This window comes from Flavobacterium sp., from assembly GCF_027483985.1.
Lineage (GTDB): Bacteria > Bacteroidota > Bacteroidia > Flavobacteriales > Flavobacteriaceae > Flavobacterium.
On the sequence record NZ_JAIXTJ010000024.1, the window covers coordinates 109,533 to 133,590 of the forward strand.

Genomic DNA, 24,058 nt, shown 5'->3' on the forward strand with positions numbered 1-24,058 from the left:
TAAAAGTAAAAAACCACCCAATTTCTTGGGCGGTTTCTTAACAATTAACTTAACTTAAAACTAAAAACAATAACTATTTTCAGCAACTAATTTTGCAGTAATAGTTTCTCTTAAACCAACGATATTTGGCATGTTAGTATATTTTGTAAAACGTCTTAATCCCATAAGCATCATACGTTGTTCATCACCTTCAGCAAAAGAGATAATGCTTTCTTTTCCTCTTGCGGCAACGATGTCTACAGCTTTGTATAAATATAATTTTGCCATAGCTACTTGCTCTTGAACTTTAGCCTCACCTTGTTTTTTAGCCATTTTTTCAGTTCTAAGAATAGTACTTTCTGCCATATATATTTCAATTAACATATCGGCTGCAGCCATTAATAATTGTTGGTGTGCGTCTAAATCCATTCCGAATTTTTGAACTGCAGCTCCAGCAACCATTAAGAATGCTTTTTTCAATTTGGCTACCATTTCTTTTTCTTCTGAAAATAATTCAGAATAATCAGGCGTATCAAATGATGGAATTCCCATTAAATCTTCTTGCACTTTCATTGCTGGTCCAAGCAAATCAACGTGACCTTTCATTGCTTTTTTGATTAACATTCCAACCGATAACATTCTGTTGATTTCGTTGGTACCTTCATAAATACGAGCAATGCGAGCATCTCTCCAAGCACTTTCCATTGGTGTATCTTCTGAGAATCCCATTCCACCATAAATTTGAATTCCTTCGTCAGCACAATTTTGAACATCTTCAGAAACTGCCACTTTTAAAATAGAACATTCTATAGCGAATTCTTCAACACCTTTTAATTCCGCTTCTTGATGGCTTGCACCTTCAGCTTCACGTGCTTTAATTCTATCTTCAATATCTTTCGCAGCACGATAAGTAGCACTTTCGCCAGCATAAGTTGAAGTAGCCATTTCAGCCAGTTTATAACGAATAGCACCGAAAGAAGAAATTGGAGTATTAAACTGAACTCTTTCGTTAGCATAATTAATAGCATTTGAAGTCACACGACGTTGTGCATCTAAACAAGCAGCTGCTAATTTAATACGACCGACATTCAAAGCATTCATTGCGATTTTGAAACCTTCTCCACGTCCGGCTAACATATTTTCAACTGGAACTTTTGTATCAGCAAAGAAAACCTGACGAGTAGAAGAGGCGCGAATTCCTAATTTGTGTTCTTCTTCGCCCATTGAAATTCCGTTACTTGGGTCATTTTCTACGATGAAACCCGTAATATTTTTATCATCACCTATACGTGCGAAGACAATAAAGACAGAACAGAAACCTGCGTTAGAAATCCACATTTTTTGTCCAGTGATGTTATAATGTGTGCCATCTTCTGAAAGAACAGCTTTAGTTTTTCCTGAATTTGCATCTGATCCTGCACCTGGTTCCGTTAAGCAATAAGCACCAAACCATTCACCTGAAGCTAATTTTGGTACGTATTTTTGTTTTTGTTCTTCTGTTCCGTATAATGTAATTGGCATAGTTCCAATTCCGGTATGCGCACCAAAAGCTGTTGAAAACGATCCAGTTGCTCCTGAAATATAATCACATACTAGGCAAGTATCTACAAATCCCATTCCCATTCCACCATAGTTTTCTGGAACGGCAACGCTCAAAAAACCCATTTCACCTGCTTTACGCATAGTTTCTTCGGTATAGGCATAGTCTTTATGCTCAAAGCGGTCTTTGAAAGGCCAAATTTCTTTATCAACGAATTCTTTTACAGAATCGCGCATCATTAATTGTTCTTCTGTGAAATCTTCTGGTGTGAAGACATTTTCACATTTGGTTTCTTTTACAAGGAATTGTCCTCCTCTAGTTATATCTTCCATTGGTTTATTTTTTTTGCGAAAAGAAGAAAGATGCAAGAGAAAAGATTACACATCCAATTTACTGATAAAACCAGTAGTCATTTTTTGGAATTCGATAATCTTATTTTCTATTTCTATCGTTTTTTCGTCGGTTATGTATTTATTTTGATTTGCTATTAATAATTGTGTTTGTAACTCAAATGATGATCCCAAACTTATATTTAGATAATGTTTAAAGTGTGTATTTCCTCTATTCGATTCTTCTGCGATATTTGAAGGCATTGAAACTGCTGCTCGATTCATTTGACTAACTAATCCATAAACTTCATTCTTTGGGAACTCTAGGCATATTCTATGAACATCTGAGGTGATTTCCATTGATAAATTCCAAATTTTCAGATTTTTAAAGTTATGCTTCATTAGTCTTGTTTCTCGCTTCTATTTTCTCGCTTCTATTTTCTACAACAATTCATAAATACCAGCAGAACCTTGACCGGTTCCAACGCACATACTTACGATTCCGTATTTAGATTTTCTTCCTCGCATTTCGTCAAATAATTGAACTGATAATTTTGCTCCAGTACAACCTAATGGATGTCCAAGTGCGATTGCGCCACCATTTACGTTTACGATATCTGGATTTAATCCTAATTCTCTCACTACAGCCAATGATTGTGATGCAAAGGCTTCGTTTAATTCAATTAAATCTATATCATTCAAAGATAAACCTGCTTGTTTCAATGCTTTCGGAATAGCTTTTACTGGTCCGATTCCCATAATTCTTGGTTCTACGCCTGCTGATGCAAAATTTACTAATCTAGCGATAGGAGTAACGCCCAATTCTTTAACTAATTCTTCGCTCATTATTAATACGAATGCTGCACCGTCACTCATTTGTGAAGAGTTTCCAGCAGTTACACTTCCATCGGCGGCGAAAACTGGTTTTAGTTTTCCTAAGGCTGCAATGTTTGTGTCTGCACGTGGACCTTCGTCTTTGTTCACCACATAAGATTTGGTTTCTTTTTTACCATTTTCATTAATGAACGTTTGCTCTACAGTGATTGGAACAATTTGTTTATCGAATTTGCCTTCCGCTTGCGCTTTCAATGCTTTTTGATGAGATTGGAACGCAAACTCATCTTGATCTTCACGAGAAATGTTGAATTGTTTTGCAACTGCTTCTGCCGTTAAACCCATTCCCCAATAATAATCTTCGTTTCCTTCTTTAGCTACGGCATAATCAGGAGTTGGTTTGTATCCTCCCATTGGGATAAAACTCATACTTTCTGCTCCACCAGCGATAATGCAGTCCGCCATTCCGCTTTGGATTTTTGCTGTTGCCATTCCGATAGTTTCTAGTCCAGAAGCACAATATCTATTTACTGTTACACCTGGAACGTCTGTTACTTTTAATCCCATTAAGGAAATTAATCGTCCAACGTTTAAACCTTGTTCGGCTTCTGGCATCGCGTTTCCAACCATTACGTCGTCGATTCTTTTCTTATCGAAATCTGGGAACTGTGCCATCATGTGTTCGATGGTTTCTGCTGCTAATTCGTCAGGACGTTTGAAACGGAAAACTCCTTTTGGTGCTTTTCCAACTGCTGTACGAAATCCGGATACTATATATGCTGTTTTCATTTTTTCATTTTTTTTGAGAGGAAAGAAGCAAGAAATTAGACCGCTTCGCTGAAAGATGATTTCTGTCTTTCTTCTTTCTTCTTGTTTCTATTTTCTAATTTCTCAACGGTTTCCCTTTAGTTAACATAAACTGAATTCGCTCTAGAGTCTTTCTCTCTGTACATAAACTCAAGAAAGCTTCACGTTCGATGTCTAATAAATATTGTTCACTTACTAATGTTGGTTCTGATAAATCACCTCCAGCCATTACATAAGCTAGTTTGTTGGCAATTTTTAAATCGTGTTCTGAGATGTATTTTCCTGCTACCATTTGGTTAGTTCCTACTAAGAACATTCCAAGTGCTTGCTTACCTAAAACTTTAATGTCAGTTCTTCTTACAGGTTGCGTGTATCCTTGGTCAGCCATTTGCAATGCTACTTGTTTAGCAACGGCAATTTGACGGTCTTTGTTAACTACAACAATGTCTTTTCCTTTTTGAAGTATTCCTAAATCGAAAGCTTCGTAAGCAGATGTTGCTACTTTTGCCATTCCGATAGTTAGGAAGTTTTCTTGTAGAACGTTTAATTCGACGTCATTTTTGCGGAATAAATCTGCTGCACGAACTGCCATTTCTTTAGAACCACCACCACCAGGAATTACACCAACTCCAAATTCTACCAGACCAATATAGGTTTCAGCAGCAGCAACCACTTTATCAGCGTGCATACTCATTTCGCATCCGCCACCAAGTGTCATTCCGTGAGGCGCAACAATAACAGGAATAGAAGAGTAGCGTACACGCATCATTGTGTCTTGGAACATTTTGATAGCCATATTCAATTCGTCATATTCTTGTTCAACTGCCATCATAAAAATCATTCCGATATTGGCACCTACTGAGAAATTCGTTCCTTGATTACCAATTACTAATCCTTTATATTCTTTTTCAGCTAAGTCAATTGCTTTGTTGATTGCAGTTAAAACACCACCACCAATCGTGTTCATTTTAGAATGGAACTCTAAGTTCAAAATGCCGTCGCCTAAATCGATTACTGAAGCATCTGAGTTACCCCAAACTTTGTGACTTTCTCTGATATTATCTAAAATGATGAAAGCATCTTGACCTGGTTTTTCTTCTTGAGATTTTGATGGAATGTTGTAGAAACACGTTTTACCATTTTTAACAGAATAAAACGATTTATTTCCTGAAATTAACATATCCGTTACCCACGCTGCTGGTTTGTAACCTTCGGCTTCCATCATTGCGATGGCTTTTTCTACACCAATAGCATCCCAAATTTCAAATGGTCCGTTTTCCCAACCGAAACCAGCTTTCATAGCGTCGTCGATTTTGTAGAATTCGTCAGTGATTTCTGGAACTCTGTTCGAACAGTAAGCGAACATTGCTGAGAAATTTTTTCTGTAGAAATCACCAGCTTTATCTTTTCCTTTTACTAAAACTTTAAATCTATCAATTGGTTTGTCAATTGTTTTAGTTAGTTCTAATGTTGCAAACGATGCTTTTTTAGCTGCTCTATATTCTAAAGTATCTAAATCTAATGATAAGATTTCTTTCCCTTCTTTTTTGTAAAATCCTTGTCCTGTTTTGCTTCCTAACCATTTGTTTTCCATCATTTTGTTGATGAAATCGGGTAGTTTGAATAAGTCGTGTGCTTCGTCATTCGGACAATTGTCATAAATTCCGTTGGCTACGTGCACTAAAGTATCTAAACCAACTACGTCAACCGTTCTGAAAGTAGCTGATTTTGGACGACCGATAACCGGACCAGTTAATTTATCAACCTCTTCAATGGTTAAGCCCATTTCTTTTACTTGGTGGAATAGACTTTGGATTCCGAAGATTCCGATTCTGTTTCCGATAAAAGCTGGAGTGTCTTTGGCTACAACTGAAGTTTTTCCTAAGAATTTCGAACCATATTCAAATAAGAAATCCAATACCTCTTGCGATGTTTTTGGACCAGGAATGATTTCGAATAATTTCAAATAACGCGCTGGATTAAAGAAATGCGTTCCGCAAAAATGTGCTTGAAAATCATCACTTCTTCCTTCACTCATAAAGTTGATTGGAATACCTGATGTGTTTGAAGTTACCAATGTTCCAGGTTTACGGAATTTGTCGATTTGTTCAAACACCAATTTCTTAATGTCTAAACGTTCTACCACAACTTCAATAATCCAATCGCAAGTAGCGATTTTGGACATATCATCTGTTGTGTTTCCAGTTGTAATTCGGCTAGCAAATTTCTGACTGTAAATAGGAGAAGGGTTACTTTTTAAAGCATTTGCTAAATGGTCGTTTACTACGCGATTACGAACCACTTTACTTTCTAAAGTTAGTCCTTTTTTTTCTTCGATTTCAGTTAATGCATTCGGCACGATGTCTAAAAGCAGTACTTCTAATCCGATGTTAGCAAAATGACAAGCAATACCGGAACCCATAATTCCAGAACCTACTACGGCCACTTTTTTGATTGTTCGTTTCATTTTTTATTAGATGAAAGAAGAAAGACCGCTGCGCTGCAAGAGGCAAGACTAACTTTCTTCAAGTTATTATTATTTTATTGTTTTTTTGAAGCAAGAGCCAAGACTCTTTTATGCAAATGGTTTTCTTTATTCTTGTTTCTTTTCTCTATTTTCTAAAAAATCTTCTTCTCTGTTATCAAATCATTTATCACATCGGCTACTTCCATAAAATGGTTTAGTTTCTCTTGTGTGATGTTTTGTTTTACTACTTCATTGAATTTTAGTACGGTAGCTTTTGATTGTTCCCGCATTTGTTTTCCTAAATCGGTTAAGTATATTAAAACACCTCTGCCATCATCTGGATTTTTTTTTCTTATGATTAAGCCTTTTTCTTCTAATGTTTTTAAGGTTCTGGTAAGCGATGTAGCTTCCATTCCCATTCGGTTGCTTATGTATGTTGATGGTGTTCCTTCTTCTTTGTCGATGCTTAATAAAGCAAACCCTATTGCCATTGATCCATCAAACTTTGATGCTTCTTCGTTATACATTCTTGAAACCGCTTGCCAAGTAGCTCTTAGCACATAATCTATAGTTTTTTCTTTCATCATTTTTTACTATATCGTTTTAGTTTCGGTTTCAAATATACAAATTATTTATTATGCACGCATAGTATTTGTGTTAAATTTTATGCACGCATAGTATTTTTCTAAACGTTTATTCTATTAAATCACTTATTTTTCTTGGTGGTAAAACATATTTTATTATTTTTAACACTTGTTGTTTTTCTTCGCACCAATACAATTAATATTATATGGATAAATCAATTTTTCAAGTTAATCTTACAGGAATTCTTAAAATATTATCAGATAGTTTGTACAGCAGTAAAGATGTTTTCATCAGAGAGCTGATTCAAAATTCGGTTGATGCGATTAAGTTTCGAACACTGAAAGAAAATTTTACACCTAGTATTACTGTTTCTTTTTATGAAGATGTTTCTGGTCGTGGTTTAGTTTTTTCAGATAATGGTATCGGTTTGACTTTTGACGAGGTTAATGAGTTTTTGTCAAAGATTGGTTCCAGTTCGAAAGCTAATTTGTTAGAAAACAGAAATGATTTTATAGGTCAGTTTGGCATTGGACTTTTGTCGTGTTTTATGGTTAGCGATGAAATTGTGGTCATTTCCAAATCATTAAAAGCAGATGAAACCGTGAAATGGACTGGTTATATTGACGGTACCTATAAAACAGAAGTTACAGATAATCAAAGTGAAGTTGGAACGAAAGTAATTCTTAAAATTAAAGACAGTATCGACTTTGATTATGAAAAGCTAACCGATTTATTGACTACTTATGGTGCTTTTGTTGGTTATCCTATTGAGGTTGAATGTAATGGCAAAAAGCAACAAAGTATTTCGAAGACCTTTCCTTGGGTATTAAATAATAACGATAGTATCCTTCATTATGGTAAGGAATTTTTTGATGAAGCGTTTACCAATTATTTTTTAATTGAAACAAGCGACAAGAAGAATAAAGGTATCGCTTATATTATTCCGCATTCGTTGCATCACGGTACAACTCAGAGCAATCGTATTTATATAAAGAATATGTTTATTACGGACAAGGCCGATGCTTTGGTTCCAGAATGGGCCTTTTTTGTGCGAGTTGTGCTGAATTCAGAAAGTTTAGCTCCAACAGCTTCACGCGAAGAAATTTATGACAATGACGAATTGCAACGCGTTAAAGAAGCTTTAGGTAAAGGAATCAAAAACTATTTGATTTCCTTGAGTACGAATAATCCAGCAGCTCTGCAGACTATCATAAGGCATCACAATGTGGCTTTGAAATCGTTGTGTTTGAATGATAAAAGTTTTCTTAAGTTTATTTATAAATGGTTTAAATTTGAAACCAATCAAGGTGATTTGAGTTTGGATGAAATACGCAATCAAAGTCACGAAATCCTTTATATAAGTTCGATTGATGGTTACCGACAATTGTTGCCTATAGCTACTTCTAGTAATGTGATGTTAGTGAATTCGGGTTATATTTATGACGTTGAAGTTTTGAATAGCATTGCTAAATTTGATAAAGAGCGCGTTTATCAAGAAATTACGGTAGAGTATTTTGGGAATATCTTAAAAGATTTAGAACTCGACGAATACCAACAATTTGAAGACAAAATCGATGGTTTGCAGTTTTTATTAAAAGAGTATAAATGTCGGGTAGAAGTAAAGCGTTTTCAACCCAATACCATTCCGGCATTGTTTTATATGGATAAAGACCAAGTTTCTGGAAAGGACATTGAAAATATCAAAGAAGCGAGTGATGACTTTTGGTCGTCTTTATCAGAAAGCGTTTTTGACACCCAAGAGTTTGAATCTAAATTGTATTTGAATATTGAAAATCAAGTCGTGCAAAAATTACTTGCTGGTGTTGATGCTTCTTCTGAAAAAATCATTTTGGAAATGCTTTATGGCAATTCTTTGATGATGGGACATTATCCTATTTCGAGTAAAGAATTGCAAATGATGAATCAAAATATTATTACTATTATCAATAAATTATAACTATGACGGTAGAAGATCAAGTATATGAAGTGTATGATGTGTTAGAAAAGTTAGATTCTAAATACACCTTAAAGAATAAAGATATTGCTTTTGAGTGCATTCAAAAAGCGATTAGTTTGAAGAATAAAGAATTGGAATTTGATGCGCGTCACGAATATTTATCGCAATTGGTCTTTATGAACTTTCACGATGAAGCTATTGCCTTGTATCCTTGGTTTTTGAATTATAAAAAGAATAACTACATTGATTTTTACCGCTATCATAGTTTGGTTTGGAGTTTTAAATGGGTTGTGGGTAGAATTGGTTCTTATGGTAAGATTTCTCGTAAGCAAATTGATACCTTATTTGAGCAATTCGAACAAGAGGTTTTGGAATTTGGTGCCGGAAAGAAAATCATTTCTTATTTCAAGTTGACGTTGCATACTTATATGGGTAATCTTGAGGAAGCCGAAGTACACTATAAAGCCTACAAACGTTCTAGAGCTGTTTCGAGTATTGACGATTGTTATGCTTGTCAGATTAATAATGTGATTGATTTTAGTTTGCAAAAGCGTGATTACAAAAAAGTTATTCGCGATAGTAAAGACTTGGTTTATAAAAAATACAGCTGTGATAGCGTTCCGAAAACTACTTATCCTAAGATTTGTATGGCTTATATGATGTTGGGCAATTCGCTTAAAGCAGAAGAATTTTATCAATTATCGGTTAAAGATCTTCGAATGACGCAACCACAAATTCCAAATGTGGGTTATTTGATGTATTATTTGGCTAAGAATAAAATGTATGTTCAAGCTAAAAAATTATTGGATAAGCAATTGAAATACAGTTTTGAAACCAATGCTGATTTGTATAAGTTGCGTTTTTGCATTGGCTGTTATTTCTTATTTAAAAATGCTGCGGCTGATGGTATTGAATTCTTTAAATTGAATGTAGATGAATCTTTTGGATTGGAAGCCACTAAAAAAGGTTATCAAGTCATTGAATTAAGAGATTGGTATAAAGTTCAAGTTGAAGCGTACATCAAATTATTGGATACTCGAAACGAAAACCGCTTTTATCAAGAGTATTTTGATTATTTAGCGGAAGCGTTGTAATTTGTCTTAAGTATGAAATTTATTCGCAATCGTTCTATTATTATTAAATCGGTTTTGGCTGCTTCGGTGGTTTTGGTGGTTAAGAATTTTGTTTTTAAAAGCCTTTCTATTTATGGACAAGATTTTCACGATTTGATTGAACTGTCTGATATTACTATAGTTTTTACAGGAGCTTTTTTTGTTTTCGGATTGTTGTTGGCCGCAACGATGTCTGATTTTAAGGAAAGCGAAAAGATTCCCGGTGAAGTTGCCTCCAATTTAGAAGCTATAAAAGATTGGATTTATTTGGCATTCAAAGCACCACGAACCGGAAGTGCTGAATTGTGTAGCGAACCTTTGAATCAAACTTTTTTAAGAAACGAACTGCTTTCTATCACTGATGGAATTGTGGCTTGGATTTATTCAAAAGAGAAAGATTCGAATGTGATTTTTCCTTTGATTCGTCATTCTAATGAAATAGCCTATTATTTTGCTGAGCGTGGTGTTGACAAAGAAGCTATAAAAGGTATTCAAGAAAATACTAATGCTATGCGTAAGCAGTTGACGCGTGCGTATTCGATTTCTCGTAACAATTTTATTAAACCTGCTTATACCTTGTTGCAAAGTATCTTATTTATTGTGATGGCGCTTTTGTTGATTACTAAATTCAAGTCGCCTGCTGCTGATTATTTTGTGACCTTTTCGATTACGTTTTTGTTTTGCTATCTGTATTTGTTGATAGTAGGATTGGACGATCCGTTTGATGTTGCTGCAGGCGAAATAGATGTTGATTTAAAACCTATTGATCGTTTTAGACAGCGCTTGGTATCTGATTTTTTGGTTTAGTGCTGTTAGAAAACATTTAGCTTAGGGTACCACAACCATACCGTTGCTATGGAGTATCTATGGAGTATCTATACAGTATCTATATAGTATCTGTACTTATTGACCCGTCCTAAAATAACAATACAGATTAATAAATATATCCTATTATAGTTATACAAATATAATTCTTAATCCTAAAGTTCCTTTTCTTTAGTTTTTTTGGTTTTTACTCTAGCCATAGGTTTCCGATGGAGTAGGTTTTGGCTTGACCGCTTATTATAACTCGATTTTCTTTGTTGGTACATTTAAGAGTTCCGGTGCGTTCTGAAATTTGCATTGCGTTTAGTTCGTTTTTGTTAAGGCGATTTGCCCAGAATGGGATTAAAGAGCAATGTGCAGAACCTGTGACTGGATCTTCTAAAATAGAGGCTTGTGGCGTAAAGAACCTTGAAACAAAATCGCAGTTGTTGCCTCTTGCCGTGACGATCACGCCACCAGTATTGAGGTTGATTTCGTCAAAGAATTGGCGGTTGATTGTGATGTTTTTGATATCTTCTTCTGAATCATATAATAAGACATAGTCTCTTGATTTTAGTACTTCTTTGGGTTGGATGTTTAGTGCTTTGGCGATATTGTGAGGTAAGGTGCTTTCGAGTGGCATTCTTGACGGGAAGTCTAAGTTGTAGTAATCATTTTCTATCGTTACAATTAGTTCGCCGCTTAGGGTTTCAAAAATTATGGTGTCTTTTTGATAGTTTAGGATTGTTTTTAGGCAGTGCGCTGTGGCCAGTGTTGCGTGTCCGCATAAGTCCATTTCGGTTTCTGGTGTGAACCATCTTAGGTGAATTTTATCTCCTTTATCTACGAAAAAGGCTGTTTCTGCCACGGCATTTTCTTGGGTTATTTTTAGCAAAATATCGTCTGGTAGCCATTGGTTTAGTGGCACAATGCAAGCTGGATTTCCTCCGAAAATTTTGTTTGTAAAAGCGTCAATTTGGTATAATTCTAGTTTCATTTTGGTATTGCGGTTTTAAGGAACTTAGTGGCTGTTTTGGATTTTGGTTCTAAGTTTGCACGAATGTAGGTAAATTGTAATTTATAACTAATGGGTTTGAAATAGTAATGATACTGCTAATGGTGACGAATTGTTGTTGGCAGTCGTACTTCTTTTCTACCTTATAATTACAATTTTGTCAATTATTTTTTTTCGTTTTGTTTTATTAATAAAATTGATAAATGGAACCATAAATAAGATGCTAAATATCAATATCACGTATTTTGAGCCAAGAAAGGAAATTTGTAACACTAAACTTAAAATTATATTTGCCTTCTCCGGTATTACATCATAATTACCCTTTTCAATTTCTAATGCAAAATAGAGGGATAATAAAAACAAGGCAAACAAGACCGACATAGCGATTAAAGGTCTTTTTCCAGTTTTTAATTTTGAAGGTTCTTCAATTATATGTTTGGAGTTTTTGATGTTTATTTTAAGGAAATCAAAAATTTCATTTTTACTATTTTCATCTTTTATTCTTATGGTTTCCGTTGAATTTTTTCCAAACAAGATTTCAATATCATCTTTATTTTTTTCTAAAATTATTTCTTTTATGTACGCTAATGGAATACCAATTAAATTTGAGATTTGTGCTTTTCCATTTTTCAATTCAAAAATTACGGTATTAATATCTTCTTCTTTTGGATTTCCTCTATATATCGTATTATTGACAAATGCTATAATTCGGTCATTTCCTTTAATTTTATTTTCCCAAATCATTTAGTTAATTTCTAGTGCTGCTTTTTTTATAATTACTACTGACTCTTAGCGGTTTGATATTGTTGGTGATGTGCAAAACTTTTGATTATAAATATAAACAAAATTTAGTTTCAAAAATCACAACTTCTGATAAAAACCAAACCCTGCAATTTCTTATACGGCTGTTAGCAGCTGTGTCAACAGACATTTTTAATATTGACTAATTCTTAATTCCATATCATTTACTTTAACATACATTAAAAAATTAATTAAGTCAGAAATGCAATCTATATCACCATCAAGTAAATTGTCTGCTATGTTTTCATTCTTTAACTTAAGTATATTAAGTTTAGAAATTAACCAATCAATTTCATCATTAGTAATTAAATCAAAGTCATCATCATCATCCCATCCTTTGCCTTCATTGTAATTTTTTATAAATTGCGGTAAAGAATTATAATCATAATTATTTATAAATTCGTTACTAATTGAAGAATAGTATCCTTTCCACAAACTGAAAAAATAAATTTCTCTTTCACCTTGAAAAGTTTCAATGATTGTTTTGCCGTTTTCTGTTTTATCAATATTAAGGTAAAATTTAACATTTTTGTCATTTGTATAAAATCTAAAACCAAGTTCATACAAAAGTTCGAACTCTGAATAGTGATCAAGATTTAAATCAAGTATTTTCATAAATTTAATGTCGATTAGTGAGGCTTCTGAAGGCATATCTGCTCACGTGTTACCGCTTCTCGTCGGTTGCGAACTTCGGAACCGATTATTTTCTGTTAAAGATGAAAATTCTTGTGAAACTTAAACGTGAACTTACCACAAAGTCGCAATTGCGCCAAATATCTGTTGGCAGTAGGTTTATTTTAAAAATGTTTCCAATATCTCTAAATCTCTTTTCCTTAAATAATTATAAAGGACATAATCGCTATCTCCAAGCTTTAAGTTTTCTCTTCTATGATGATAACTCGTGATTGTTGCTACTTGTCTTTCATTATGGAAGTCTTGTAAAAATGTTACTGTAATATAAACATTCTGTTTTCCACTTTTAGGAACACTCGCTACTGTCGGAGGATCATCACTTCCTGCCACTTTTACAACACTTTTGTCTGTTATAAAGTCATTTACACTTTTTGTAAAAGACTTGAGATTAACTTTTTTTCCAGTATTTTCATTTAAAAAAAACACATTTCCTGTTGAGTCAATTTTCATAAACTGTTTCAATTCACCATCTTCATTTTTTGACCATTTAAAAATTGTTACAGTATAAATTTTCTTCTGATTCTGTGAATGGACTATAGCTGATGTAAGCAATAAAAATAGGAGAAATGAGTAATGTTTGAGTTTCATATATGATTTTTTAAGTGAACGTCCGTTAAAATTGCTGCCAACGTTTTTCGACATCAAGAAGTGTCGATGAACCAAGACCAAGCCTTCACAAATATAAACAAAACTTTAAATTTAAAACCTTTCTAATTTATCATAAATCCTTTGCTTCGTAATTACTTGATATGGCTGTTGACAGCAGTAATTATTGAATTGCATCGGAAAATTTTGGTCTTCTTTCTTTTTTCAAAATCACATTTTCTATTTTCTGTTGGATGTTTTTGTTTATTTTATCTTCTGGGTTTATCAACATCGCTTTTTCAATAATTTCTTTGGCTTCTTCATCAAATTCTGCAACAAGTAAATTCATTGCGTGATTTCCAAGTAAAGCAAAATTTTCAGGGCTAATTTCAACTGATAATTTTGAATATTCAATAGCTTTTTCTAATTGATTTAAATGCATACAAACTAATGAAGCTTCTTGTGGAAGTATATGATTGTGATTTTCATATTTCATTGACATTTCTATAAATTCTAAAGATTTTTCATAATTTCTTAATCTCTGATAAATTTTTCCAATAAAAAATAAAGATTGCCAACTTTCGGGATAAATCTCTAAGGCTTTTTCAAAATTATAAACTGCTTTTTTCGCCCTTAATTTTTCGAAAAAACCTAGGCTTTTTGGTCTGTAACCATCAAGTAAAATTAATCCTTTTTGTAAGGAACATCCCTTGTTATAGTAATTATTAAATTCTGAAATTTGGTTTTCTGTTAAGTTCATTTTTCTTATTATTACTGCCAATGTTCCCGCGCTACAAGCAGTTTGGGACTAAATTAAGCCCATTATTCAGATTAGCCAAATCTTCCAAATACAAAACCAATTTCAAATTATGCCTGAAACCCAAATTGCTTGTAGCGTGTGTTGGTGGCAGTTTTTATTTTTGTATTCCTGTCTTTTTGTATTGGGAAATGTAGTAAAACTGTTTTCAACATTTTCAATTGTCAAGAATGGATTAAATAAAACTGTAAACAAATAAATGAGAAGTTATTTTCTTATTTATAGTTTACGTCAATTTGAAATAAGCTTACTGTTGCGTTGTCATAATGTGCTGGAAGTCCTTCAGTGGTTTTAAGTTTCAGTAAACCTAAAAACTCAAAGCCACATTTTGTGTAGTGATTAATTAATCCTGAATTATCGCCAACTGTATCCATTCTTATGAATTGTTTTTGATTTTCTTTGGCATAATTCTTTGCCCATTCTACAATTTTACCGACTAAATTTTGTCCGCGAAAATCAGGATTTGTTGCAATGCGATGAATATAAACTGATGGGTCTTCATTTTTCTCTTCCCAAATTTGTGGATCATTAAATGTTGTCGCCCACACACAAGCAATTTTACCTTCTGAAACAATTTTCCATTGTCTGTTTTCTGAAATTTCGGTTTCAACAAGTTGTCTATCAAATTCTGGCCAATGGTTGATAAATCTCGTCTTTTGAAAATCGGTCGCGATTTTGTATAAACGAAAAATTTCGTCTGTGTCGTTACTGTTACTATTTTGTATTTGAAAGTTCATTTTTGATTTTGAATTATTAGGGCAAATAACCTAATTTAATAGATGATTGCCTATGTTTACTTTGTGACTGTTTTAATTACCATCTCTAAAGTTTTTAACACTTTCGTTGGATATGGTAATAAAATCCAATTTTCCTTCGCATTTATCTCCTAAAGGTGCTTGTATTCCAAATCCAACTTTTACAGTGGAAGAAAGGTCTAATCCAAAACAACGAACAAATCGCCATTGTTGACCATTGACTGAATAATGAAGTCCCCAAAAATCACCTTTACGAGTTATACGCAACCAACATTTATTGGATGGGAGTAATTCACCATTGGCGTCATCCGACCAATTATCTGTGATTACAGAAACCACATTGTACATTGTGTCAACGCCTAGTTCAACTGCTAATTTTATCCATCGGGTTTCCGTTTCTCTCACCATCAAGAAAGCTGCGTCGTAGCTAAAGTTTCCTTTTGTTTCAACTTCCGCTTTGATGGTAAAATCACCAGTTTTTTCGGTATAAAAAAAAGAAGCATCATCAATTATAGCTTCTTTGTATTTGCAAATGAAATCAGTTTTAGCATTTGCTACAAGACGAAATCCGGAGTCAGTATCACTTATCTTGCAAGCATTCAAACTGTTGTTAAAAGTATTTTTCATATATTTTATTTGATTTTTTTTCTTTGATGGTTATATCTTTTTGCAATAATTTTTATTATTCTATCCAAAAATTCCCAACGGAATAGGTTTTTGCTGTTCCGCTAATAATAACTCGGTCACCTTTGTCTTCACAATATAGTTTTCCCATTCGTTCCGAAACTTGTTGCCCATAGAGTACTTTTTTATCAAGTCTTTTTGACCAAAATGGCACTAAAGAACAATGAGCAGAACCTGTTACAGGATCTTCTAAAATGGAGGCTTGTGGTGTGAAAAAACGAGAAACAAAATCACAGTCATCTCCAATTGCGGTTACAATTACTCCGCCTGGATCAAGGTTGATTTGGTCAAACAATTGTCGGTCAATTTTAATATTTCTAATTGCTGTTTCGTTTTCATATACCAAAACATAGTCTCTTGATTTTAAAATTTCCCTAGGTTGGATATTTAAAGATTTTGAAATTGTCTCGGGTAAAGTATCTGCAATAGGCATTCTTGATGGGAAGTCCATTTTGTATAGTCCATCTTCAACTTTAACAATTAAGTCGCCACTTAATGTTTCGAAAACAATTTCATCTTTTTTGTAGTCTAAAATTAACTTTAAGCAGTGAGCTGTTGCAAGTGTGGCGTGACCGCACAAATCCATTTCAATTTCTGGCGTAAACCATCGTAAATGGATTTTTTCTCCTTTATCTACAAAAAAAGCGGTTTCTGCAACGGCATTTTCTTTAGTTATTTTCAACAAAATGTCGTCTGATAACCAATTGTCAAGAGGCACCACACAAGCAGGATTTCCACCAAAAATGGTATCTGTAAATGCGTCAATTTGGTAAAGTTTTAATTCCATTTTTCTTTTTATTTTATAATAAACAGCATATAGTCAATTTCTTTTTTGAAAAGACTATATGCTGTAATTTTTGTTAATTATGCATCAACAAGTATCACTTGACCAGTAATAAATCCATCAACCGAGCGCTCAAAAGCTTTACCAACCAATGCACTTGGTACAGGTTGAAATCCTCGCATCATATCGCCATAAACATCCCAAGCTTCTGCTAAAACTGTTGGATTTACTGAATTTACACGAATACCTCTTGGCATTTCGAAGGCTACACATTTTACAAAGGTATCAATGGCACCACTTGTAGTTGCATCTGCAATAGCAAAAGGAATAGGTTTTAAGTTTAGAATACCTGTAATAAGCGTAAAGGAACCTTTATCAGCAATATATTCCTGACCAATTCTAACAATATTGATTTGCCCCATCATTTTACTCATTACTGTAGTCATCCATTGCGTTTCAGTCATTTCCTCGAAGGTTGCATATTCACATACGCCAACTGTATTCACAACTGCATCAAAGTGACCAACTTCCTTGAATAATTTTCTCAAAGATTCTTCACTGGTAATGTCAACTTGGTAGTCGTAACCGTCATTTGAACGACCAGCTGTAATCACTTTGTGTTTTCCTAAACCTGTAAGTGCTGCTTTTCCCATTTTCCCATTAGCACCTATTAAAATTACTGTTTTCATCTATTTAATTATTTTTAATTTGAAGTGCAAAATTACACTCCTGCCGTACTAAGCACGTAGGACATTTGTCTAAAAATTAAATCGATGCTCTTATTCTACTTAAATGTCTTTGAGTAATTCCAAGATAGGAAGCTACGTAGTGAAGTGGAATTTGTTGCACAAATTGTGGATGGTTGTGTATCAAATCTACATATCGTTTTTGGGCGTTGGATTTTTGATGATTAAATATCCATTTTTCGAGTTCAACATATTCTTTTTCAGCAATTATTTTTAAAAAATTCAACCATTTATTGTTTGATTCCGCAAGGTTTTCTAATTCTTTTTTTGAAATTGAAATTATTTCAGAATCGGTTAAAGCTTGTAAATTTTCTTCTGATTTATTCTGTGTAATAAATGAAGAATAAGCCACTAATAACGAATTAGGAAAGGTAAAGCAATAGGTTATTTCTTCATCATTATTAGAATAATAGAACGAACGGAAAATGCCAAAATTCACGAATGAAAGCTTAGTACAGATTTCATCTTGTTTAATGAAAAAATCTCCTTTTTTTATCGTAGAAATAGTCGCTAAACTTATAAATTCACTTATTTCACTATCTGTGAATAAATTGTATTGTTTTAAGTAGTCAACTATTGATTTTTTTTCGAACATTTATTTTAATCGTCGTTTTTGTTAAAATTGTCACCAACGTTTTGCGGCTTCAAGAAGTGGCGATGAACCAAAACCAAGTCTTTACAAATATAAACAAAGCTTTAAATTAATAACCTTTTCCATTTCTGATAAATCCCGTGCCTCGCCATTTCTTGAAACCGCTGTTACCAGCAGGTTTAATTTATTTTTGCTACTTTTAAAGTTGAAGGAATATAGGTTTTCAAATCTTTAGTTTCATAGCTTATTTCGATAGTTCCGCCGCCTGATTCTCCATCTTCATCTGTTAATCCTCTAAAAGCTATTAAATAATTTCCATTTTTATTTATGCTAATTTCTGTTTCGTTTCTACCTGAAATATGTGAGAAATTTTTAATTTTAGCTTTAATTTCGGCATCTAATTTTTTAGTTTCAGTTTCAGTTAGTTTTTCAAAACCATTTCCTAAATCAATTATTTTATTATCTTTTATTTGTAATTTTTGATGTTCAACACAACCACCTGTTCCGCAAGTTTCCCAATACAATGAAATAATGTTATTTTCAAAGCTAGTAATTTCTTTAAGATATTCTATTTCACCTCCATCGTCCGTAGTTAAAGAATAAGTCATATTTTCAGAAATTTTATTTATTATTTCGTCAGAATATTTGGCAAATTCTTTTGAGTACTCACTTTTTTTCAAAGTGTCAGTAATTTGTACAATAGTTAATTTTTCTTCTACAATTGAATCTTTTTTAGTTTCTGTTGCAATTTCAGTTTTTTTCTCGTTTTCAGTATTTTTACAAGACACAATTGACATTGCTAATAAGCTACAAATAATAATTTTTTTCATTTTAAATTAAGTTTTCTGGTTTATATTTTGGTTTCTATTTCTACGATTTTTTCAAAACCTACTGCCAACTTATATATAGGCGCGTCAAACAAATATTTACAATTATTTGTAAGCGTTTGTAATTAATTGTAAATATATTGAAAAACTTATAGTTCAAATTACGGTTTTCCTCATTTTATAAAAAAAAGCTAAAAATTAGTTTTAAGTTTTAGCTTTTTGATGGTTTTTATGGGATTTTGTAGGTTAATTTTTTTGTACCACGCGATGGGATTCGGGTGGCAGTGTAGGAATGCGTGGTCGCAAACGTTTTTATTTTGACTTCTCAAATAGTATTTGTAAATCCTCTTTTACGTTTGAAAATTTAAAATATTTTGGTTCGTGAAGTATCGAGTTAAGGTAAATTTCTTGTGAGTCAGATTTGCTTTTTAATTGTGAAGTTGCGTTAAATTGAGCGATAACAATTAAATATAAATTTCCAATATTTACATCGCTATATGATTTTTTTTCTTCATAGCCAATCCAATCAAAATCTTCAAAGTCAAGGTCTGTATAATAAAAATATTTTTTTCCATTAAAAGTCGGAAGCTTATCTGAATACTCTAAAATCTTATCATTTTTTTTTAACATCTGAAGAACTTTAAAACGTCCACCAATTAGAGCATCCATCATATTAAAATAAAAGATTGACTTTTCTGTTCGATTTTTAAATCCGAGTTTTTCAACATCAATATCAATTTTACTTAAATCAGTGTCATTGAATAGAAATGCTATTCCTCTATGAATTCGATAGTAATAATTATCCAATAACCATCTCTCGTCAATATTTTGAGCTAATATCTCGTTTGCTACTTCTAGATTTGGTCTTTTCGTTTTTGTTTTGCTTACCAAATTATAATGAATTTCTCGGATAACGAACCATAAATACAATTCTTCATTATCAGGTCGTTTGAGGTATTTATTTGTCAAAATAGTTTTTTCACCTTTTCCAACTTCTATTAATGCATCAGATATATGATTTAGTATGGGAGTCCTTAAAGAATCTATTGATTTTGCAAATTCTGGACCTTTAGCATTTGTATTTTTGGAATATAATTCACTAATCAAAATTAAATTTTTTAAATCCTTCGGATCAAGTTTTACTTGTGCAAAGTTGATTAGTGTTGAGAGTGTAATAAATGATGTTATTAATACTTTCATAGTTCGTTTTTTATTTCGTCTCTTTATTTCCAATTTTTCTGCTGACGGTTTTCGGCTTGGCGATGTGGCGGATTTTTAGCACAAATGTTCAATAGAATTACTGATGTTGAACCTTGCGCAAATGTTTCATAGAAGCACTTCAGCCGCCATAATGCCAAACCGATGTTGGTTGCAGTTATTTTTTTTCGTTTATATATTCGTCTGTAAAATGTTGTTTATGTTTCGGTTTTGCAAATTTGTCTGCGTTATATTCTTTCGAGTTTCCTTTTGGGATAGAAAGAGAAGTCCAATTTTCGTTACACAATAGTTTTCCGATAAACACAATTTGTCCAACGTGATATGGATAATGTGCCAATTGTCTATTTATAGCTTCTGTTATCGTGTGTCCTTGATTTCGTATAAATATTTCCTTTGTCAAATCGTTTTCTGTCAACGGATTTATTGCGTTAAATAAACACGTCCAACCTTCATTCCATTTTTCTAAAAGTTCAGTTCTGTCCGCAATATCGTTGTCAAATTCGGCATCTCTTTGTCGCCATTCTTTTTCGCCGTCTGTTGTCAAAAAATCTGTCCAACGAGAAAGCATATTTCCCCATAAATGTTTTACGATTGTCGCAATACTATTACTTTCTTCATTTAGTTGTCTAAAAAGTTGTTCGTCTGAAAGTTGCAAAAATGTTTTTTCTCCGAGTATTTTGTAATACTCAAATTGTTTTTTTGCACTGTCTAAAAAATCATTTTTCATATCAATTTTATGTCGTTAGTTCTCTTTGCGTTTCGGTTCTGTATAATTGCCACCAATTTATATAAAGGCACGTCAAACAAATATTTACAATTATTTGTAAGCGTTTGTAATTAATTGTAAATATATTGAAAAACTTATAGTCCAAATTACGGTTTTCCTCATTTTATAAAAAAAAGCTAAAAATTAGTTCTAACTTTTAGCTTTTTATCGGGTTTTTTTATGGGATTTTGTAGATTAATTTATTTTTTTACCACGCGATGGGATTCGGTTGGCAGCTGTGAATTTTATCGCCTTTATCAAAAAAATTGCTGTTTCTGCAACGGCATTTTCTTTAGTTATTTTCAACAAAATGTCGTCTGATAACCAATTGTCAAGAGGCACCACACAAGCAGGATTTCCACCAAAAATGGTATCTGTAAATGCGTCTATTTGGTAAAGTTATTATTCCATTTTCTTTTATTTTTTTCTTTTGTATTCAAATTTTCAACTCAATATTTATAGATTAAAGTTGTTTATAAAAATAACTAAAAATGGATATGATTAGATGGTATTAGTCTGTATCAATACACCATACTTTCTCCATCATTCGGAATATCAACCTTATCAGAAAGTCCTATTTTTGAAACTTCTGCTTCTAATTGTTTTCTTGTTGTTGGACAGTGATTTACGGCTTCTAAATGATTTGCGATTACTTTATTTGGTGCATTTTTTACGAATTTTAAAATGTCGTCCATTCGCATTAATAAAGGTTGAAAAATATCTAATTGCGCCGTTCCACTAGCTACTACAGCTATTTCAGGTTTTAATTGTGTCAAAACTTTGTGAACATCATCAGTATAAATGGTATCGGCACTTAAATAAATTGATTTTTCATTCGGTAATTCTATATAAAAGCCCATTACATTTCCCATTGGCTTAGCAACAAATCCGTACCCGTGAACTGCTGGGATGCCTTGAATTTTTCCACCTAAAAAAAGTGTGGTTACCCAATAGTCTACAGTTTGGGAAACGTTTAACCCTTTTTTTCTTAATGTTGCTTCGTCTTTTATACTACAAATTACAGGAATTTGTTTGGTTCGAAGAAAATGCTCCGCTTCTTTATCCAAATGGTCTGGATGTAAATGCGTAATTAAACAATGTGTAGTTTTTTCAACTATATCCATTGCATTGCTTGGTAAATCTACAATAGGATTTCGTTGTGGCTTGAAACGGAAAAGGGTAAAAGTTGGTCCGGCTGTTCCTTTTTTTCCGAGCATTGGATCAACTAATATAAAATTAGCTCCAGTTTCTATAACTAAAGTGGCGTTTCTTAAATGATGTACTTTCATTATTTACTAGTTTTAAATTGAAAGTACAAAGTTGCTCTATACAAAAATAGATTCCATTGATTGAAATCAATAAATTAAATTCTTTTTCTAATTCTGCTTAATGTTTCTGGTGTAATTCCCAAATAGGAAGCAATATGGTATTGTGGGATTTCAAGTAACCAATCGGGCTTGTTTTTCATAATATCGAGATACAATTCTTCTGCAGTATTGACAAAATGGTTAAATTCTTCTGTTTCTTTATTAACCACAATTCTTTGGAAAATAGTTTCAATAAATAGTTTGCCGCATTGATATTGGTCGGTAAAAGTCAGGAATTTTTCTTTAGATAAAACCCTCAAATCTACATCGGTCAAACATTCTTGATGTTTTTTTGTTGCTGTAGAATGTGTAAATGAGGAAAAATCGGTTATAAAGCTTGAATTGGTATAAAAATTAATATTCTTTTCCTTGTCGTTAGTAGCATAATATTCCCGAATAATGCCTTGGTCTAAAAAACGAAGTTCATTTTCTACAGTTCCGTTTTCTAAAATAACTTCTCCTTTTTTATATGATTTAGTTACAAAAGTATTTACAAATTCTTCTAAACCTTCTTTATTAAAAGGAAATTCATTGCTAAAAAATAAAGATAATTTGTCTGCTTCTGTCATTATTAATTTTATAGTTGTTTCTGCGGTTCGGCAAAATTGTCAGCAACGTTTCGGCGCTACTAGCAGTTTGAAACTAAATTAAGCTCTATTTTCGGAATTGCCAAATCTTCCAAACACAAAACTAGCTTCAAATTACGCCTAAAACCCAAATTGCTTGTTACGTTTGTTGGAAGTAGGCTTACTTTGAAGCACTAATTTTCTCTTTAACAATTCGTATTAAATTTTCTAATTCTAAATATCCATCGTTAAATGAAGTATATTTCCAGCCATACCACCAAGGTTCTTCAACTTTTAAATTCTCACTTTCAATTATAGATTCTAGAAATTCTTTTATTTCTGGTTCAAATTTTTCACTCGCAAAATGTCTACCAAATCCAAAATATATTGCTCTATAATTATGTTCTATCAATATTGAAAAAACTTTGCCTTCGAATTCTAAAGTAACGCCAGTTTTGATAAAAGAATCTTTTGATTGATTGAATTTTACGTACTCGGTAAATTCAAAATGTTCGTCCAAATTCTTTTTCCAATCTTCAAATAGTTTCTTCTTTGTAACTTTTGCTAATTCTTCAAGTTGTTCTTTTAAGTTACTGATTTCGCTTATTTTTCGTTCAACAACTTCTATGTTTTCTGCATTATCTGCATTTAAATTTAATTCTGTTGTTAAAAATTTTTGTAGTTCTGCGTTCATTTTTGAATATATTTCTTTTTTATTAAAAAAATGTTTTAAATGATCTATATATTGTATAACTGCACTTTTAATTAATTCTTCTTTTGGAGATAATGTTCCTAAATAACTTTCTAACCAAGGAAGAATTTTTGATTTATAGGATAATTTTGAATAACGCTTATTAAAGTTTACTAATGAATATTCATTTCCCCAGGTTTGTTCTGAATGATTGTCTCTTTCCGTTCTTGTTAAATAAATAACAAAAATTTGTTCAACGCTAAAACCTATTGATTTACATTTATTAATATATCGACCAATTTGATGTTCTTGTTCAACTGCATTATGTATTTTGTTTTCAATAATAATTGCATATTTATTATTTTCTTTAATAAGACCATCAATTCTCAATTTTTCATATGTAAGTATTGGTTTTTTTATAATACTTACGTCAAATGTGAAGTTGTTACTTTCATCATTATTTATGAAATTTATAAAATTTATTAAAGCTGGTTGATGCTGTAATAATCTGATTAAAAACTTACTATGTGCATTTTCGTTAGTTGATAAGTCGTCAAGTAAATTAAGTCGGTAAGGTAATTTATTAATTTCACTATCATAAACAAAAGAAAATTTATCTAACAAATTTATTGAATGTGAGAACTTTGTTTTCACATTCATTTTTTTCCAATTCTGATATGAATTGTTTAATTTTAATAACTCAATAATATTATTTTCAATCATTTACGTTCGATTTT

The 24,058-nt window shown here is 32.4% G+C and carries 25 protein-coding genes; 3 read left to right on the forward strand and 22 right to left on the reverse strand.

The window, feature by feature from the left end; genetic code table 11:
• Positions 1-60 precede the first annotated feature (60 nt).
• The 5 genes from Q0050_RS06205 to Q0050_RS06225 form a co-directional block, all read right to left on the reverse strand.
• Positions 61-1,851 (reverse strand): acyl-CoA dehydrogenase family protein, encoded by a 1,791-nt coding sequence (locus tag Q0050_RS06205; protein ID WP_298393380.1) that lies wholly within the window; start codon positions 1,849-1,851, stop codon positions 61-63.
• A 45-nt stretch (positions 1,852-1,896) separates the two neighbouring features.
• Positions 1,897-2,250: a four helix bundle protein gene (locus tag Q0050_RS06210; protein ID WP_298393382.1), complete on the reverse strand. Its 354-nt coding sequence runs from the start codon at positions 2,248-2,250 to the stop codon at positions 1,897-1,899.
• 39 nt (positions 2,251-2,289) lie between these two features.
• Positions 2,290-3,471 carry an acetyl-CoA C-acyltransferase gene (locus tag Q0050_RS06215; RefSeq protein ID WP_298393384.1) on the reverse strand — a complete coding sequence of 394 codons (1,182 nt, stop codon included), beginning with the start codon at positions 3,469-3,471 and terminating at the stop codon, positions 2,290-2,292.
• A gap of 94 nt (positions 3,472-3,565) precedes the next feature.
• Entirely contained in the window at positions 3,566-5,956 is a 2,391-nt protein-coding gene (locus tag Q0050_RS06220) for a 3-hydroxyacyl-CoA dehydrogenase/enoyl-CoA hydratase family protein (RefSeq protein WP_298393386.1), read from the reverse strand.
• A gap of 152 nt (positions 5,957-6,108) precedes the next feature.
• Positions 6,109-6,540 (reverse strand): MarR family transcriptional regulator, encoded by a 432-nt coding sequence (locus Q0050_RS06225; RefSeq protein WP_298393755.1) that lies wholly within the window; start codon positions 6,538-6,540, stop codon positions 6,109-6,111.
• Positions 6,541-6,746: 206 nt separating this feature from the next.
• Here Q0050_RS06225 and Q0050_RS06230 point away from each other — a divergent pair, with 206 nt between their 5' ends.
• The 3 genes from Q0050_RS06230 to Q0050_RS06240 are packed head-to-tail and all read left to right on the forward strand — an operon-like array spanning position 6,747 to position 10,417.
• Complete coding sequence (locus tag Q0050_RS06230) at positions 6,747-8,498, forward strand: HSP90 family protein (protein ID WP_298393388.1); 1,752 nt, start codon at positions 6,747-6,749, stop codon at positions 8,496-8,498.
• Between the two features lie 2 nt (positions 8,499-8,500).
• On the forward strand, positions 8,501-9,592 hold the full coding sequence (locus Q0050_RS06235; protein ID WP_298393389.1) for a hypothetical protein: 1,092 nt from the start codon (positions 8,501-8,503) through the stop codon (positions 9,590-9,592).
• A 12-nt stretch (positions 9,593-9,604) separates the two neighbouring features.
• On the forward strand, positions 9,605-10,417 hold the full coding sequence (locus Q0050_RS06240; protein WP_298393391.1) for a hypothetical protein: 813 nt from the start codon (positions 9,605-9,607) through the stop codon (positions 10,415-10,417).
• A 205-nt stretch (positions 10,418-10,622) separates the two neighbouring features.
• Here the strand turns inward: Q0050_RS06240 and Q0050_RS06245 are convergent, their stop codons facing one another.
• The 17 genes from Q0050_RS06245 to Q0050_RS06325 all read right to left on the reverse strand — a co-directional run bounded on the left by Q0050_RS06245 (position 10,623) and on the right by Q0050_RS06325 (position 24,044).
• Entirely contained in the window at positions 10,623-11,411 is a 789-nt protein-coding gene (locus Q0050_RS06245; RefSeq protein WP_298393393.1) for a PhzF family phenazine biosynthesis protein, read from the reverse strand.
• Between the two features lie 156 nt (positions 11,412-11,567).
• Positions 11,568-12,173 (reverse strand): hypothetical protein, encoded by a 606-nt coding sequence (locus tag Q0050_RS06250; RefSeq protein ID WP_298393396.1) that lies wholly within the window; start codon positions 12,171-12,173, stop codon positions 11,568-11,570.
• A 189-nt stretch (positions 12,174-12,362) separates the two neighbouring features.
• Positions 12,363-12,881, reverse strand: a complete 519-nt coding sequence (locus Q0050_RS06255; protein ID WP_298393397.1) for a hypothetical protein — start codon at positions 12,879-12,881, stop codon at positions 12,363-12,365.
• 141 nt (positions 12,882-13,022) lie between these two features.
• Positions 13,023-13,511 carry a hypothetical protein gene (locus tag Q0050_RS06260; RefSeq protein WP_298393399.1) on the reverse strand — a complete coding sequence of 163 codons (489 nt, stop codon included), beginning with the start codon at positions 13,509-13,511 and terminating at the stop codon, positions 13,023-13,025.
• A gap of 181 nt (positions 13,512-13,692) precedes the next feature.
• Complete coding sequence (locus Q0050_RS06265) at positions 13,693-14,268, reverse strand: hypothetical protein (RefSeq protein WP_298393401.1); 576 nt, start codon at positions 14,266-14,268, stop codon at positions 13,693-13,695.
• Positions 14,269-14,540: 272 nt separating this feature from the next.
• Positions 14,541-15,062 (reverse strand): GNAT family N-acetyltransferase, encoded by a 522-nt coding sequence (locus tag Q0050_RS06270; RefSeq protein ID WP_298393403.1) that lies wholly within the window; start codon positions 15,060-15,062, stop codon positions 14,541-14,543.
• A 72-nt stretch (positions 15,063-15,134) separates the two neighbouring features.
• On the reverse strand, positions 15,135-15,707 hold the full coding sequence (locus tag Q0050_RS06275; protein WP_086455203.1) for a DUF1349 domain-containing protein: 573 nt from the start codon (positions 15,705-15,707) through the stop codon (positions 15,135-15,137).
• 55 nt (positions 15,708-15,762) lie between these two features.
• Positions 15,763-16,551 carry a PhzF family phenazine biosynthesis protein gene (locus tag Q0050_RS06280; protein ID WP_298393408.1) on the reverse strand — a complete coding sequence of 263 codons (789 nt, stop codon included), beginning with the start codon at positions 16,549-16,551 and terminating at the stop codon, positions 15,763-15,765.
• 77 nt (positions 16,552-16,628) lie between these two features.
• Positions 16,629-17,237: a short chain dehydrogenase gene (locus Q0050_RS06285; RefSeq protein WP_298393410.1), complete on the reverse strand. Its 609-nt coding sequence runs from the start codon at positions 17,235-17,237 to the stop codon at positions 16,629-16,631.
• Between the two features lie 76 nt (positions 17,238-17,313).
• Positions 17,314-17,889 carry a Crp/Fnr family transcriptional regulator gene (locus tag Q0050_RS06290; RefSeq protein WP_298393412.1) on the reverse strand — a complete coding sequence of 192 codons (576 nt, stop codon included), beginning with the start codon at positions 17,887-17,889 and terminating at the stop codon, positions 17,314-17,316.
• 176 nt (positions 17,890-18,065) lie between these two features.
• Positions 18,066-18,716, reverse strand: coding sequence for a hypothetical protein (locus Q0050_RS06295; protein WP_298393413.1), 651 nt, complete (start codon positions 18,714-18,716; stop codon positions 18,066-18,068).
• Between the two features lie 309 nt (positions 18,717-19,025).
• Positions 19,026-19,913, reverse strand: coding sequence for a hypothetical protein (locus Q0050_RS06300; RefSeq protein WP_298393415.1), 888 nt, complete (start codon positions 19,911-19,913; stop codon positions 19,026-19,028).
• A gap of 175 nt (positions 19,914-20,088) precedes the next feature.
• Positions 20,089-20,658 carry a DUF1572 domain-containing protein gene (locus tag Q0050_RS06305; RefSeq protein WP_298393417.1) on the reverse strand — a complete coding sequence of 190 codons (570 nt, stop codon included), beginning with the start codon at positions 20,656-20,658 and terminating at the stop codon, positions 20,089-20,091.
• Positions 20,659-20,892: 234 nt separating this feature from the next.
• Positions 20,893-21,042 (reverse strand): hypothetical protein, encoded by a 150-nt coding sequence (locus Q0050_RS06310; protein WP_367277158.1) that lies wholly within the window; start codon positions 21,040-21,042, stop codon positions 20,893-20,895.
• 176 nt (positions 21,043-21,218) lie between these two features.
• Complete coding sequence (locus tag Q0050_RS06315; RefSeq protein ID WP_298393419.1) at positions 21,219-21,986, reverse strand: MBL fold metallo-hydrolase; 768 nt, start codon at positions 21,984-21,986, stop codon at positions 21,219-21,221.
• A 74-nt stretch (positions 21,987-22,060) separates the two neighbouring features.
• Positions 22,061-22,633, reverse strand: coding sequence for a Crp/Fnr family transcriptional regulator (locus tag Q0050_RS06320; RefSeq protein ID WP_298393420.1), 573 nt, complete (start codon positions 22,631-22,633; stop codon positions 22,061-22,063).
• 178 nt (positions 22,634-22,811) lie between these two features.
• Positions 22,812-24,044, reverse strand: a complete 1,233-nt coding sequence (locus Q0050_RS06325) for a PD-(D/E)XK nuclease family protein (RefSeq protein ID WP_298393421.1) — start codon at positions 24,042-24,044, stop codon at positions 22,812-22,814.
• Between the last annotated feature and the right edge of the window lie 14 nt (positions 24,045-24,058).